The 14,728-nt window shown below is 42.5% G+C and carries 13 protein-coding genes and 1 pseudogene; 11 read left to right on the forward strand and 3 right to left on the reverse strand.

Features of this window, described 5'->3' with window-relative positions:
* Positions 1-106 precede the first annotated feature (106 nt).
* The 3 genes and pseudogenes from AB2N10_RS08440 to AB2N10_RS08450 form a co-directional block, all read right to left on the reverse strand.
* Positions 107-994 carry a response regulator transcription factor gene (locus tag AB2N10_RS08440; RefSeq protein ID WP_354624127.1) on the reverse strand — a complete coding sequence of 296 codons (888 nt, stop codon included), beginning with the start codon at positions 992-994 and terminating at the stop codon, positions 107-109.
* On the reverse strand, positions 984-1,751 hold the full coding sequence (locus AB2N10_RS08445) for a response regulator (RefSeq protein ID WP_369434659.1): 768 nt from the start codon (positions 1,749-1,751) through the stop codon (positions 984-986). Before AB2N10_RS08445 ends, AB2N10_RS08440 begins: the two co-directional genes overlap by 11 nt.
* Positions 1,746-4,357: pseudogene (locus AB2N10_RS08450) on the reverse strand (histidine kinase dimerization/phospho-acceptor domain-containing protein); the annotation flags it as partial. The pseudogene AB2N10_RS08450 and the gene AB2N10_RS08445, both read right to left, overlap by 6 nt.
* Before the next feature lie 232 nt (positions 4,358-4,589).
* On the opposite strand from AB2N10_RS08450, the gene urtA reads away from it, so the two are divergent.
* The 11 genes from urtA (at position 4,590) to AB2N10_RS08505 (ending at position 14,694) form a co-directional block, all read left to right on the forward strand.
* On the forward strand, positions 4,590-5,873 hold the full coding sequence (gene urtA / locus AB2N10_RS08455) for an urea ABC transporter substrate-binding protein (protein ID WP_354624125.1): 1,284 nt from the start codon (positions 4,590-4,592) through the stop codon (positions 5,871-5,873).
* A 75-nt stretch (positions 5,874-5,948) separates the two neighbouring features.
* Positions 5,949-7,568, forward strand: a complete 1,620-nt coding sequence (urtB, locus tag AB2N10_RS08460; protein WP_369433696.1) for an urea ABC transporter permease subunit UrtB — start codon at positions 5,949-5,951, stop codon at positions 7,566-7,568.
* Positions 7,568-8,734 (forward strand): urea ABC transporter permease subunit UrtC, encoded by a 1,167-nt coding sequence (gene urtC, locus AB2N10_RS08465; RefSeq protein ID WP_354624122.1) that lies wholly within the window; start codon positions 7,568-7,570, stop codon positions 8,732-8,734. Before urtB ends, urtC begins: the two co-directional genes overlap by 1 nt.
* Positions 8,734-9,543, forward strand: coding sequence for an urea ABC transporter ATP-binding protein UrtD (urtD, locus tag AB2N10_RS08470; RefSeq protein ID WP_354624121.1), 810 nt, complete (start codon positions 8,734-8,736; stop codon positions 9,541-9,543). The genes urtC and urtD overlap by 1 nt, the downstream gene beginning before the upstream one ends.
* Before the next feature lie 2 nt (positions 9,544-9,545).
* Positions 9,546-10,241, forward strand: coding sequence for an urea ABC transporter ATP-binding subunit UrtE (urtE, locus tag AB2N10_RS08475; protein WP_354624119.1), 696 nt, complete (start codon positions 9,546-9,548; stop codon positions 10,239-10,241).
* A gap of 34 nt (positions 10,242-10,275) precedes the next feature.
* Complete coding sequence (locus AB2N10_RS08480; protein WP_354624117.1) at positions 10,276-11,184, forward strand: urease accessory protein UreD; 909 nt, start codon at positions 10,276-10,278, stop codon at positions 11,182-11,184.
* 12 nt (positions 11,185-11,196) lie between these two features.
* Entirely contained in the window at positions 11,197-11,499 is a 303-nt protein-coding gene (locus tag AB2N10_RS08485) for an urease subunit gamma (RefSeq protein ID WP_354624116.1), read from the forward strand.
* Positions 11,500-11,510: 11 nt separating this feature from the next.
* Positions 11,511-11,816 (forward strand): urease subunit beta, encoded by a 306-nt coding sequence (locus AB2N10_RS08490; RefSeq protein ID WP_369433697.1) that lies wholly within the window; start codon positions 11,511-11,513, stop codon positions 11,814-11,816.
* Position 11,817: 1 nt separating this feature from the next.
* Entirely contained in the window at positions 11,818-13,521 is a 1,704-nt protein-coding gene (ureC, locus tag AB2N10_RS08495) for an urease subunit alpha (RefSeq protein WP_369433698.1), read from the forward strand.
* 14 nt (positions 13,522-13,535) lie between these two features.
* A complete protein-coding gene (locus tag AB2N10_RS08500; protein ID WP_354624114.1) occupies positions 13,536-14,009 on the forward strand; it encodes an urease accessory protein UreE in 474 nt (157 codons plus the stop codon).
* On the forward strand, positions 13,963-14,694 hold the full coding sequence (locus AB2N10_RS08505) for an urease accessory UreF family protein (RefSeq protein WP_354624113.1): 732 nt from the start codon (positions 13,963-13,965) through the stop codon (positions 14,692-14,694). Before AB2N10_RS08500 ends, AB2N10_RS08505 begins: the two co-directional genes overlap by 47 nt.
* The last annotated feature ends 34 nt before the right edge of the window (positions 14,695-14,728 follow it).

Genomic DNA, 14,728 nt, shown 5'->3' on the forward strand with positions numbered 1-14,728 from the left:
GTTCATCCAAGATATAATTTACTACATCAATTAAAGCAATTATTTACAAAAATAAATACGACGATTCAACTAACAAACATAAATTTCACAGCGCTTCTTTAGTAACTTAAGCTTCCAATATACGGATTGAAATTGCTGCGGCAGAGGTACGGTTATCAACCCCTAATTTTTTATAAATTTGCTCCAAATGTTTATTCACCGTGCGCGGACTCATCGCTAATATTTGCGCAATTTCCCAGCTAGTTTTACCATACGAGAGCCAATATAGAACCTCTGATTCTCTATTGGTGATCGGTAATTTTTCCTTTAGATCCTGTGGACTTTTCTGCAGTTGCTTTTGCACTATGCGCAAAAGATGCATGTTATCCTGCTGTCTTTCATACAGCACTTCAATCGCTTCTGCGAAACAAGTAACGGTTAAATTAGCGCGTTTCTCCTGACTTAGCCAACGCTCAATTAAACTGGCTAACGTTGCCCATGGGCTAATATCATCGGCTGATATTTTTTCTATTAGCTCATGCACATGAGGAGTGGCCCAAGATAAGCGCCCTGCGTTACTCACACAAAAAACATTTTTACCAGCATGGTCAAGCGCACTTTGTGCACTTAGCGCTAAACGTGCTGTTTCAATATGTCTTTTAATACGCACGATAACTTCATCGGGTAAAATAGGCTTGGTCACGTAATCGACGCCACCTGACTCAAAACCTTTGACGATATCCTCAACTTCACTTAATCCCGTCATAAAAATGATCGGAGTATGAGGTAGAATCGCTTTCAAACGCCGACAGGTTTCAAAGCCATCCATTTCAGGCATCATGGCATCCAAGAGCACCACATCGGGCGGCACTTTTTCAGCTATCGATAGTGCTTGTGCTCCATTGAGTGCAACAAGTGCCGTATAGCCTTGGCTATTAAGTGCGACATTTAGCATACCTAATGATTCCGGTGAATCGTCAACCACTAGTACTACATCACTGCTTTCATGCTTCATTGCTAAGCTCTCTTAAATATTCAATAATTTTAGGGAAATTACACACATCAACATACTCTATAATTTGTGCTGCGCTATCTTCCGGAAAATTATAGTTGCTTTCTATCTCAGCAAATTTATCTTTAAAACCAGAAAGATAACCGATTTCAGCAAGCGATATTAAAGCTTGATATTGTTCGCTTGGCACCGACGGCATACTGTTTTTAATCAAGCTTTCTTTCTGTAACAACGGATCAACTTCACTTTCTTGATAGCGCCATTGCAGATCCAATAATTGTGCTATTTTGCCTAGTAATGCATTTAAATTAACGGGTTTAGCAATATAACCGTTATGGTAACCTTCAGCCTGTAAATTATATTCTGCATCACGGGCATTCGCCGACACCATTAAGACAGGCAGAGTATAATGGTCGTCACGTATCATTTTGACCATCTGCCACCCATTGATATCGGGCATACGCACATCTAATAAAATCAAATCAACATTTCTTGTCTGCAAATGCACAAAACCTTGCTCAGCATTTTCAGCGAGCAACAGATCAAAACCGAGTGGGATGAGTAAATCAGACATTAAAGCCCGTTGATTCGGATCATCATCAACCACTAATAGCACTTGTTTTCTGCCCGTGTAGCCAACCACATCCGATTGGTTATATTCTGGTTCTTTGGGATCTTTGTGCAATTTGAATAACATTAAACGAAAATTGAAGGTAGAGCCTTGACCCACACCACTTGTTAAACTAATTTCCCCCCCCATTAACTCCGCTAATGAACGTGAAATCGTTAAGCCAAGCCCGTTCCTGCAATTGCTTGGGTACGCGCATTGCGGATCTGTTCAAAGGGTTGAAAAATACGTGCTTGATTGCTTTTGGCAATACCGACACCAGTATCAATAATACTAAAATTAGCAACCTCACTGCGATAAGTAACCTTGAACGTGACGGAGCCTTGTTCCGTATATTTAATAGCATTAGAGATGAGGTTAATTAGAATCTGTCTAAATCTTTGTTTATCGGTTGCCACATAATCAGGCAAATTAGGGCTCGCGATATAATAAAATTTCAACCCTTTTTTACTTGCCTGCATCTGAAACATGGCGACCAGTTGCTGTAAAATCGCTTTTAAATTAAATTCATCGCGCTGTAAATTAACCCGCCCCGCTTCAATTTTTGATATTTCTAATAAACCTTCAATTAAATCGGCCAAATGCTCGCCATTACGCTTAACAATGGCAATGGTTTCGCGCTGTTTAGCTGGTAATGCTTGGTCACGACTTAATAGTTGGGCATATCCTAGCAAGACATTTAATGGGGTACGTAATTCATGGCTTAACCCCGCTAAATAACGACTTTTCGCTTCATTGGCAGCCTCGGCAACTTCCTTGGCACGCTGTAGCTCTTCCGAAGTCTTTTCATGGGCACTAATTTCATCGGCAAGGGCATCGGTTTGTGAACGCAACTCTTGCAACGCATATTGATTGCCACTTCGCGCAAGAATAAATAACCAACTCACCACACCAATAATAATCACCAACAGAAAAAAGATTTTTACTAAGGTAATAGCAAACACTTGCTTAACGTCGGGTTCATTGACCGGAACTTGTAGATAGATCAGAAATAAAATACCCGCTCCGATACAGCTTATACCAAGGGTAACCGCGATAAATTGCATTAACGGAGTGGTCATTTTTTGTAACAATTGCGTTGTAAAAAAACGGCTAAAAAAGTGCTGTGCTTGCTGTGAAATGGTTGCCTTAGCACGACATTTATCACCACAACGAACATCTAAACTACAACATAAGGAGCAGATAGCTTTACCATAAGCTGGGCAAAAGGTCATATCTTCACCATCGAATTCATTTTCACAAATATGACAGCGGGTAATTGATGTAATACGTTTGTTATCCATACCAACCAAATAATACTTCCCCTTGGTAAGCCAGCCAATTAAAGGGACCGTGATAAAAGGTATGAAACAGGCTACAAATGAGGCAAGAGCCTCAACCGTTTCTCCATAAAACCCCAAATGTGCAGTAAATCCAGCAAATGAAGCCAAGCACATTGAGCCAACACCAACGGGGTTAATATCGTAGAGATGTGAACGCTTAAATTCGATATGCTTAGGGCTGATCCCCAAGGGCTTATTAATGATTAAATCTGCAACCACAGAACTCAACCACGCCAACACAATAACCGAATACACCGATAACATACTGGCAATCGTTTGATAGATCCCCAACTCCATTAACAGCAGTGCGATGGCAATATTAAAAAGCATCCACACCACCCGCCCAGGATGGTTATGGGTCACCCGCGAGAAAAAATTAGACCAAGCTAAGGATCCCGCATAGGCATTCGCAACATTAATTTTAAGTTGAGAAATAACCACGAAAGTACAGGCAACAATCATACTGACATTGGGGTTATCAAAGACATAACCGTATGCCAATTGATACATGTGTGCAGGATCGCCCGCTAGATCAATCGCCACCCCTTGCTGCAAGGCAAAATATGCTAAAAAGGAGCCTAACAATAACTTCAAAGCACCAAAAATCATCCAACCTGGGCCGCCAGCAATCAGCGCAACCCACCAACGCCAAGCCTCTTGCTGCGGTTTCTCTGGCAAGAAACGCAGAAAATCAACTTGCTCACCAATCTGTGCCACTAGGGATAACAACACCGCAGAAGCGGCACCAAAGAGGAGTAGATTAAAAGAGCTAGCAGCCTGCCCAGCTTGCCCCGTAAAGGCAAGCCAATCATCAATCTGCGTATCTGCATGTGTAAAAACAAAAAATAAGGGCAGTAATTGTAATGCAATCCAGATAGGTTGCGTCCACACCTGAAAACGGCTGATATAGGTGATACCATGTGTCACTAAGGGGATGACTAATAGGGCGCTAAGCACATAGCAGATCGATAGTGGTATTGCGAAAAGAATATGTAACGCCATCGACATGATTGCCGCTTCTAGCGCAAAAAAGATAAAGGTAAAGGAAGCATATATCAGCGACGCAATTGTCGAACCAATATAACCAAATCCAGCGCCTCGGCTGAGCAAGTCAATATCAACGCCATATTTGGCGGCGTAATAACTAATCGGTAATCCCGTAAAAAAGATGATCAGTGTGACCGCTAAAATCGCCCAAGCGGAATTCTCAAAACCGTAATTTAGGGTAATAGCCCCACCAATCGCTTCGAGTACTAAAAATGAAATAGTCCCCAATGCCGTAATGGCAATGTGATTTAAGGACCATTTACGCGCCCGTTTTGCGGTAAAACGTAATGCAAAATCTTCCATCATCTCGTTAGCAACGAGCTTATTATAGGTACGACGTGCCGTTATTATTTTTTGGTTAGAGAGCATAGATTACTGCTTAGTTGAATTATCCATTTTTCATTTTTACGCGCTGATCTTCTCATATTCTACATCAATAAGAGCTAATCAATATGCGTAATTTTACGTAGTCCCTTGCGCGTTTTTACGCATTTATTGCTTGTCATAATTCATAGATACTAATTCCACTTGAAGAAAGGTTGTGATTAAGGTTTTCACATCTACACAGTTAACACGTCATCATAAAGAAAGGGAACTAACTATGAAACTTAAAAAATTAATTGTTGCAAGTTCGATTGTTGCGAGCGGATTAATGACCAACGTTGCACATGCTGCAGATAACATTAAAGTCGGTGTTTTACACTCGTTGTCAGGCACGATGGCCATCAGTGAAACGACCCTTAAAGATACGGTATTAATGATGGTCGCAGACCAGAATGCCAAAGGCGGATTGCTGGGTAAAAAATTGGAAGCCGTGGTGGTAGATCCCGCCTCTAACTGGCCGCTATTTGCAGAAAAAGGACGTGAGCTGCTAGCAAAAGATAAGGTCGATGTCATTTTCGGTAGTTGGACTTCCGTTTCACGTAAATCGGTATTGCCCGTTTTAGAAGAGCTGAACGGCTTAATGTTCTACCCTGTACAATACGAAGGTGAAGAGTCATCTAAAAACGTATTCTACACGGGTGCAGCGCCAAACCAACAGGCGATTCCAGCCGTTGATTATCTAATGAATGATATCGGCGCACAACGCTGGGTGCTACTAGGAACAGATTACGTATATCCTCGTACAACCAATAAAATCCTGGAAGCTTACCTTATTTCCAAGGGTGTGAAGAAAGAAGATATTATGATCAACTACACCCCATTTGGTCACTCAGATTGGCAAAACATCGTTGCTGACGTGAAAAAATTCGGTTCAGAAGGTAAAAAAACAGCCGTGGTTTCTACCATTAATGGTGATGCAAATATTCCATTTTACAAAGAGTTAGGTAATCAAGGTATCACAGCTGAAGATATTCCTGTGATCGCATTCTCTGTTGGTGAAGAAGAGTTATCAGGCTTTGATACTAAACCTCTTGTCGGTCATCTTGCTGCATGGAACTACTTCCAAAGCGTTGAAACGCCAGAGAACACAGCCTTCATTGCTAGCTGGAAGAAGTACATTGGCGATAGCAAACGCGTTACTAACGATCCGATGGAAGCGACCTATATCGGTTTCAAAATGTGGGTGAAAGCGGTAGAAAAAGCAGGAACAACTGATGTTGATGCCGTTGAACAAGCGATGATTGGTATTGCTGTACCGAACTTAACGGGTGGTATCGCGGTCATGAATGCTAACCATCACCTATCAAAACCAGTATTAATTGGTGAAATCCAAGAAGATGGTCAATTTGAAGTGGTTTGGTCTACTCCTGATACGGTTATTGGCGATGCATGGTCTGACTTTTTACCAAGCTCTAAAAACCTCATTTCAGATTGGACTGCGCCAGTTAAATGCGGCAACTTTGATGTCACTACTGCCAAATGTTCTGGTCAAAAATTCTAAGCAAAGTTAAATAACCTTGACGGGAGGTGAGTTCACCTCCCTTTTTATGTAGTAAAAAATATAAAGGAAGAGATCATGTTGCGACTTTTTTCTGTGTTATTTTTCTGTTTAATGTCGTCATATACCTCTGCTACTAGTGACACACAAGAAACATCAACACTGGCACCACTCATCAAACAGTTACCAACGACTTCATTAAGAGAGATGGATGCATTAATCGAACAGATAGCAGATATACCATCACCGCAAGCAAAGCTGCTTCTCGAGAAATTACTCGATGGTGACCTCTATTATCTAAAAGCGAACAAACAAATCGTAGCGGTACAAATCAATGCAGAAAACAAATATCAACTCACGGATATTTTAACTAACGAAACACTCAACGCTGTCAGTAAATCCGCTATCAAAAAAGTAAAAACCAATAACTCACTGCGCGGACAAATTCGCACCCTCTTAGCGAACCTAAACTTAAGCAACAGCGATAGAACAATACGACTCGATGCCCTTAATCAATTACTTAATAATCCCAATGAATTAGGCTTAAAAACAGTAAAAAAACGAGTTAAAACCGAACAAGATAGAGAGATCCGTGAATTAATGGCTGATTTGTTATTAATCCATCAACTCGAAGTGGGCAGTGATGCTGAAAAAATGGTCGCGGCAGCACAATTAAAAGATAGCCTACAACCCGCAGTGAAAAATGCACTGGTACAACAGTTAGATAAATTAGCAACACAAGGTGAAAAAACAGAATTAAAAAGTGCATTAACCAATGCGATTGACAAAATAGAGCAACAAGCGACCATCTATCAGTTCGCAGAGCATCTCTTTTTTGGTTTGAGTTTAGGCTCGGTATTATTACTCGCGGCGATCGGTCTTGCGATTACCTTTGGGGTAATGGGCGTTATTAATATGGCGCATGGCGAAATGATGATGCTCGGTGCCTATACCACCTATGTTATTCAACAAACTTTTCCAACACTGATTGAGTATTCGCTATTAATGGCCATTCCTGCAGCTTTTGTCGTTTCAGGGTTAGTCGGCATATTGATTGAGCGTGGCGTGATCCGTTTCCTAAAGGGACGCCCCCTCGAAACACTATTGGCAACCTTTGGTATTAGTTTAATTTTACAACAATTAGTTAGAACCATATTCTCCCCCCTCAATCGTCAAGTAGAAGCCCCCCAATGGATGACGGGTTCACTGCAAATTAACCCTATTTTCTCATTAACTTATAACCGTTTATATATCATTCTCTTTTCGCTAATGGTGTTTTTCTCACTATTAATGATATTAAAGAAATCATCGCTGGGTTTACATGTGCGCGCTGTTTCACAAAATCGCGATATGGCCAGAGCACTGAGTATCAAAAGCTCATGGGTAGATGCCATTACCTTTGGTTTAGGATCTGGTATTGCTGGGATTGCCGGCGTTGTACTTAGCCAATTAACCAATGTTGGCCCCAACTTAGGACAAGCTTACATCATCGATTCCTTCCTCGTCGTGGTATTTGGCGGTGTTGGTAACCTATGGGGAACCTTGGTTGCGGCACTGACATTAGGTACATTTAATAAATTTTTAGAACCATGGATGGGGCCTGTACTGGCGAACATCATTGTTTTAGTCGGTTTAGTGCTGTTTATTCAAAAACGACCTAAAGGACTATTTCCACAGAAAGGGAGAGCAGCAGAATAATGAAAACTTTACTCAACTCAGCGACGTTTAAAGAACTTAAAAGTTTACATGTTGTTATCGCGATCTTATTTATCTCGACCCTTTATGTAAGCAGCTGTAATTTACTCTTTAGCGAGGGGACATTACTGCATGTCAGCGATTATACGGTTAGTTTATTAGGTAAATATCTCTGTTATGCCCTGCTTGCCCTCGCCGTTGACCTCGTTTGGGGCTATTGCGGTATTTTAAGCTTGGGTCACGGCGCATTTTTTGCACTCGGTGGTTATGCCATGGGGATGTATCTGATGCGTCAAATAGGGGATCGTGGTGTTTATGGCAATCCTGAACTACCCGATTTTATGGTCTTCTTAAACTGGACGGAACTGCCATGGTATTGGCTTGGTTCAAATAGCGTATTATTCACTATTGTGATGATCTTTGCGGGCCCCGGTTTATTAGCTTATATTTTTGGCAGCCTTGCTTTTCGCTCTCGGGTGAGTGGGGTTTATCTCTCGATCATGACACAGGCGATGACCTACGCACTGTTACTCTCATTCTTTCGCAATGAGATGGGCTTTGGTGGTAACAATGGATTAACCGACTTTAAAGAGATATTTGGTTTTTCATTGCAATCACCCAACACTAAATTAGCACTCTTTATCGCCACCGCTATTGCACTCGCGATTGGCTATGCGATCAGTGATTTCATTGTTAACTCGAAGATGGGACGCGTCGTGACCGCGATCCGAGATGCAGAAGATCGTGTACGCTTCGTCGGGTATAAGCCTGAGCACTATAAAGTATGGATATTTGTTGTCTCTGGGATGCTTGCTGGCTTAGCTGGCGCACTTTACGTGCCGCAGGTTGGTATTATTAATCCCGGTGAGTTTTCACCACTTAACTCAATTGAAATGGTTATTTGGGTCGCGATTGGTGGACGAGGAACCTTATATGGCGCATTGATTGGGGCGATAGTTGTAAGTTATGCTAAAACCCGTTTTACCGCCATCATGCCAGAAGCCTGGTTATTCGCTTTGGGAGGGTTGTTTGTATTAGTGACCTTACTATTACCAAAAGGTTTAGCGGGCCTACTTGGTAATCTACTTAATAAAATAGATCCCCCTCCCACATCCGACCAATTGGAAAAATCCCCCGCCACATCGACTCTTGCTGCGGAGAATAAATAATGATTATTGATAAAACAGGATCGCCCATCTCCTCAAAAGAGAATATCAGACCAGATACCACGCATGGCGTTATTCTTTATGTGGAAGGTGTTAGCGTTAGCTTTGACGGCTTTAAAGCCTTAAACGATCTCAATCTGTATATCAAAGATGGTGAATTGCGCTGTTTAATTGGTGCCAATGGCGCGGGTAAAACCACACTAATGGATGTCATAACGGGTAAAACTCGCCCTGATAGTGGCAAGGTAAACTTTGGTCAGCAGGTCGATCTGCTAAAATTAAATGAGTCGGAAATTGCACGTGCGGGTATTGGCCGTAAATTTCAAAAACCGACGGTCTTTGAGGCACTCTCTGTGGTTGAAAATATCGAACTCAGTCTTAAGGGCGATAAAGGTATTTGGACAGCACTGTTCCATAAATTAAGTGGCGAACAGCAAGATAAACTTGATGATGTACTTACAACCATCGGCCTCACCGCTGAACGCAACTATCCCGCAGGACGTCTATCACATGGACAAAAACAGTGGTTAGAGATAGGCATGTTACTCGCTGCTGAGCCTCGTTTACTCTTAGTTGATGAACCCGTGGCAGGTATGACGGCACAGGAGACAGAGCGCACGGCGGAACTATTAACCTCCTTAGCAGGAAAACATTCCGTTGTTGTGGTTGAACATGATATGGCTTTTGTTCGCTCCATTGCCCGTAAAGTGACCGTACTACACCAAGGTTCGGTGTTAGCAGAAGGAAGCATGGATGAAATACAAGCCAACAAAAATGTCAGAGAAGTTTATTTAGGTGAGGAGCAAGCTTAACCATGATTGAATTAAAATCAGTGAATCAAAAATATGGCGGCACACAAATTTTGTGGGATCTTGACCTAAAAATAGAGAAAGGCTCACGCACCTGTATCATGGGACGTAATGGGGTAGGTAAAACCACCCTACTCAAAACCATCATGGGACTATTACCCATTAGCTCAGGCAGCATCACCATTAACGATATCGACATGAGTAAAAGTAGCGTCGAGAAACGTCCAGAGATTGGGGTTGGCTACGTACCACAGGGGCGACACATATTCCCACAACTGACGGTAGAAGAGAATTTAAAAATAAGTTTGAACTGTTCACGCCAAGAGAGCCGTATCATCCCTACTCACATCTATCGACTTTTTCCCGTGCTAAAAGAGATGCTTAATCGTCGAGGGGGGGATTTATCCGGCGGGCAGCAACAGCAGTTGGCTATTGCCAGAGCCTTAGTGCTCAACCCAGATATTTTAATATTAGATGAGCCCAATGAGGGCATTCAACCCAACATCGTTCAACTCATTCGAGATGTGTTGTTGAAATTAAATAAAGAGATGGGGATGACCATTATTTTGGTGGAGCAAAAACTCCCCTTTGCACGCGCTGTGGGTGAAAATTTCCACCTCATGGAAAAAGGTCAGGTCATTGCCTCGGGTGAAATGAGTGAATTAACTGATGAATTAGTTGGCAAACACTTAGCAGTGTAATAAATTAACCCATAATGAAAAATGATAACCATGGATGTCTCATTTAATCATGTTAACAAGTACAGTAGAAAAACCGATAAAAAATCAATGGCTTGCTAGTTTAAGGTTAGAGTTTAGTGATACCGCTGTTGGTACACAACTAACCCGGACGCAACGCCAAGGGCCATTATCGGTCCAAAAAGCCTTTTATCCTGAAGGCCGAGATTGTGCACATATTTATCTGTTACATCCACCTGCAGGGATAGTCTCAGGCGATGAGCTACGTATCTCCGTTGCGATTAATACCAATGCCCATTTACTTTTCACCACCCCTGGTGCAGGGCGTTTCTATCGCGCGCGTGAAGATTTATCCATTGGTGATACTAAACAGAGTCAAATCACCACACTGCAAATCGCGAAACAAGGTAAATGTGAAAATTTTCCACAGGAAACCATTGTCTATGAAGGCGCAGATGGCTTTAACTGCGTTGATATTGAACTCAGCTCAGAGAGCACTTATCTGGGTTGGGACATTACCTGCCTTGGTTTACCCGATTCAGGGCAATATTTTAAAAAGGGTAAATATTGTCAATTAAATCGCCTTTTCTGCGATGGTAAGCTGATTTACCATGACCGTATCGCCCTATCAAGTGATAATAATATTCTCCACCATCCAGCAGGCTTAGCTGGTCATAGCGTATTTGCTACTTTTTTAGTTTACGCTCGTCAACAATTAGGCAGCGCCTTGCAACGTAAAGAGTTAGTCGAACAACTACGTGAACTAATGATTAAATCACAATCTGAACAAAAAATTAGTATCACCGATATTAATGGCTTATTAGTGATCCGCTATTTAGGCCAGCATGCACAGGAGTGCAAAGGGTTATTTATCTCTCTATGGCAGATATTGAGGCCGCTTCTGTTAGATAAAATAGCTATTCAACCGCGTATTTGGCATACATAAAAAGAGACCATTATGGATTTATTACCGAGAGAAAAAGACAAGCTATTAATTTTTACCGCAGCGTTATTGGCTGAGCGCCGTTTAAATCGCGGTTTAAAACTCAATTATCCAGAAGCGATGGCTTATATTTCGATGGAGATCATCGAAGGGGCGCGTGATGGAAAAAGCGTGGCTGAGATGATGGATTATGGCCGTACCCTACTGACTCGAGAACAGGTGATGGAAGGCGTTGCAGAATTAATCCCCGAAGTACAAGTTGAAGCAACCTTTCCCGATGGCACCAAGTTAGTCACAGTGCACAACCCGATTATTTAGTGGAGTAAATTATGATTCCAGGTGAAATAAAAACAGACGCCGGCGAACACCAACTCAATGTCGGATGTGAAAAAATAGAGGTGAACGTTGCTAACTCAGGTGATAGACCTATCCAAATCGGGTCGCATTATCATTTTTATGAAGTGAATCCAGCCTTAAAATTTGATCGTGAAAAATGTAAAGGCTTCCGTCTTGATATCACATCAGGCACCGCGGTGCGTTTCGAACCCGGGCAACAACGACAAGTTACATTAATTGCCTATCGTGGTAAACGTCGCGTGTTTGGCTTTCGCGCAACAGTTCAAGGAGATCTCTAAGATGGCTACAATTGATAAGCATTCCTATGCCCATATGTTTGGACCAACGGTCGGAGACAGAGTGCGCCTTGGTGATACCGACCTTTGGCTAGAAGTAGAAAAAGATTACACGGAGTATGGCGAAGAAGTTAAATTTGGTGGCGGTAAGGTGATCCGTGATGGCATGGGACAAAGCCAAGCATCCTGTTTTGATACCGTCGACCTCGTCATCACCAATGCACTAATCCTCGACCACTGGGGAATAGTTAAGGCCGATATTGGCATTAAAGATGGCCGAATCACGATTATTGGTAAAGCGGGTAACCCAGATATCCAAGATAACATTGATATTGAAGTGGGCCCAGGAACCGAGGTCATTGCAGGTGAAGGGCAGATTGTTACAGCTGGTGGCATCGATGCCCATATTCACTTTATCTGCCCACAACAAATTGAGGAAGCCTTAATGTCGGGTGTTACCACCATGATTGGAGGCGGTACGGGCCCTGCTACTGGCACAAAGGCGACAACCTGTACACCGGGGCCGTGGAACATTCATAAAATGTTACAGGCGACCAATGATTTTGCCATGAATTTTGGCTTTCTCGGTAAAGGCAATGCCAGTTTACCACAGGCATTAGAAGAGCAAATTGAAGCAGGTGTATGTGGCTTAAAACTACATGAAGATTGGGGAACAACACCCGCAGCCATCGATAACTGTTTATCCGTCGCAGAGCGCTATGATGTCCAAGTGGCCATTCATACGGACACCTTAAATGAGTCTGGATTTGTCGAAGATACCATGGCGGCATTTAAAGGAAGAACCATCCACACTTACCATACCGAAGGGGCTGGTGGTGGCCATTCTCCCGATATTATTCGCGCCTGTGGTGAGCCCAATGTACTGCCATCATCGACCAACCCGACGCGCCCGTACACAATTAATACCATTGATGAACATTTAGATATGTTGATGGTATGCCATCACCTTGATCCCTCTATTCCTGAAGATGTCGCCTTTGCCGACTCACGTATTCGTAAGGAAAGCATCGCCGCTGAGGATATTATGCATGATTTGGGAGCGATCAGTATGATCTCCTCTGATTCTCAAGCGATGGGACGAGTTGGCGAGATGATCACTCGTACATGGCAAACAGCTCACAAGATGAAACAACAACGCGGCCCCCTTGCCCCCGATACTGAGCGCAATGATAACTTCCGTTTAAAACGTTATATTGCAAAATACACCATCAACCCGGCAATCAGCCATGGCATTAGTCATGAAGTTGGTTCCGTCGAAGTGGGAAAATTGGCTGATTTAGTGCTATGGAAACCCGCCTTTTTTGGTATAAAACCAGCTCTGATCTTAAAATCAGGCTTCATTGCAGCCGCCCCAATGGGCGATGCCAATGCATCGATTCCAACACCACAGCCCGTCTATTACAGACCAATGTTTGGCTCCTTTGGATTAGCGGCAGCAAAAACGTCGATGACCTTTTTATCTCAAGCGGCAATTGATAAAGGCGTTCCCGAAAAAATAGGTATGACACGTATGGTTGGCGTCTGTAAAAATACCCGTAATATTGGTAAAGACGATATGGTTCATAACAGTTGGCAACCTAAAATAGAAGTCGATGCGCAAACCTATGAAGTGCGAGCCAATGGTGAGCTACTCACCTGCGAACCTGCCACGGAATTACCCCTTGCACAGCTGTATAGCTTATTTTAAAAATGGATATAAAAATGTTACAAGTTTATGAAAGACTCGACCATACCCACGATAGCATCAATGATTCGATCACTTTAGACCATGACACGCGTAAAAAGGCGCGCATCAAAGGGCAAACCGATAACGGCATAATGGTGGGGATTTTTGTCGAACGTGGCCACCCTCTTTTAGTCGGTGAAATATTAAAAACAGAATGCGGTTTACTGATTGAAGTAAAAGGCAAAGAAGAAGCGGTATCCACTGCCATTGCTAATGATTGGATGAGCTTTAGTAAAATCTGTTATCACCTCGGAAACCGTCATACATCACTACAAATAGGTGAGTTATGGGTACGTTTTAAGCCCGACCATGTATTAGAAGAGCTCGCTGAAAACTACGGCTTAACGATTGACCGCACCCCCGCTGTTTTTGAACCCGAAAATGGCGCCTATGGAGCACGTAGTGGACATAGCCATGGGCTCGGTCATGGGCATAGCCATGCACATTAATCGCGCGGATCCACTCAAACTTAATCGCCTATTACAGCTTTGTAGTGCAAATTTACCCGTAGGTGGATTTTCATTCTCACAGGGGCTCGAATATGCCATTGAAATGGATTGGATCCGTTGTCCGATAAGTACACAAAGTTGGATCGAATTAAATTTAAGTCAATCCATTGCACGAACTGACTTAGCGATATTAAAACGTCTCTATCAGGCACTACATGAGCAAGACGTTGAACGCTTTAAATTTTATAACCAACACTTAATTGCCTGTCGGGAAAGTAATGAATTACGCATGGCTGACCTTGCCATGGGGAAAGCCTTAGTACGCTTATTAAAACAGCTAGATAAAGTTGATATAGATGATTATTTACCGCTTTTAAATGAACCTGAAATCAGCTTTGTTAGTGCATTTGCAATCACAGCCTATCTCTTTGAGCTAGATTTAATCACAGCACAAAGTGGCTTTTGCTGGACCTATATTGACAATCAAGTGGCTGCTGCAACTAAGTTAGTTCCCCTGGGGCAAACTCAATCGCAAAATTTACTCTTTTCCCTAACAGAGGGGCTAGAGAACATTATCGCTATTGCAAATCAACTTGACGATCACGAAATTGGGGGAAGTTTACCGCACTTAGCGATGGCAAGCGCATGGCATGAAACACAATACACAAGATTATTTCGTTCTTAAAAACGTCAATCTATAGACACATAATTTAATGAGA

Source organism: Psychromonas sp. MME1 (genome assembly GCF_041080865.1).
Classification (GTDB): Bacteria; Pseudomonadota; Gammaproteobacteria; order Enterobacterales; family Psychromonadaceae; genus Psychromonas.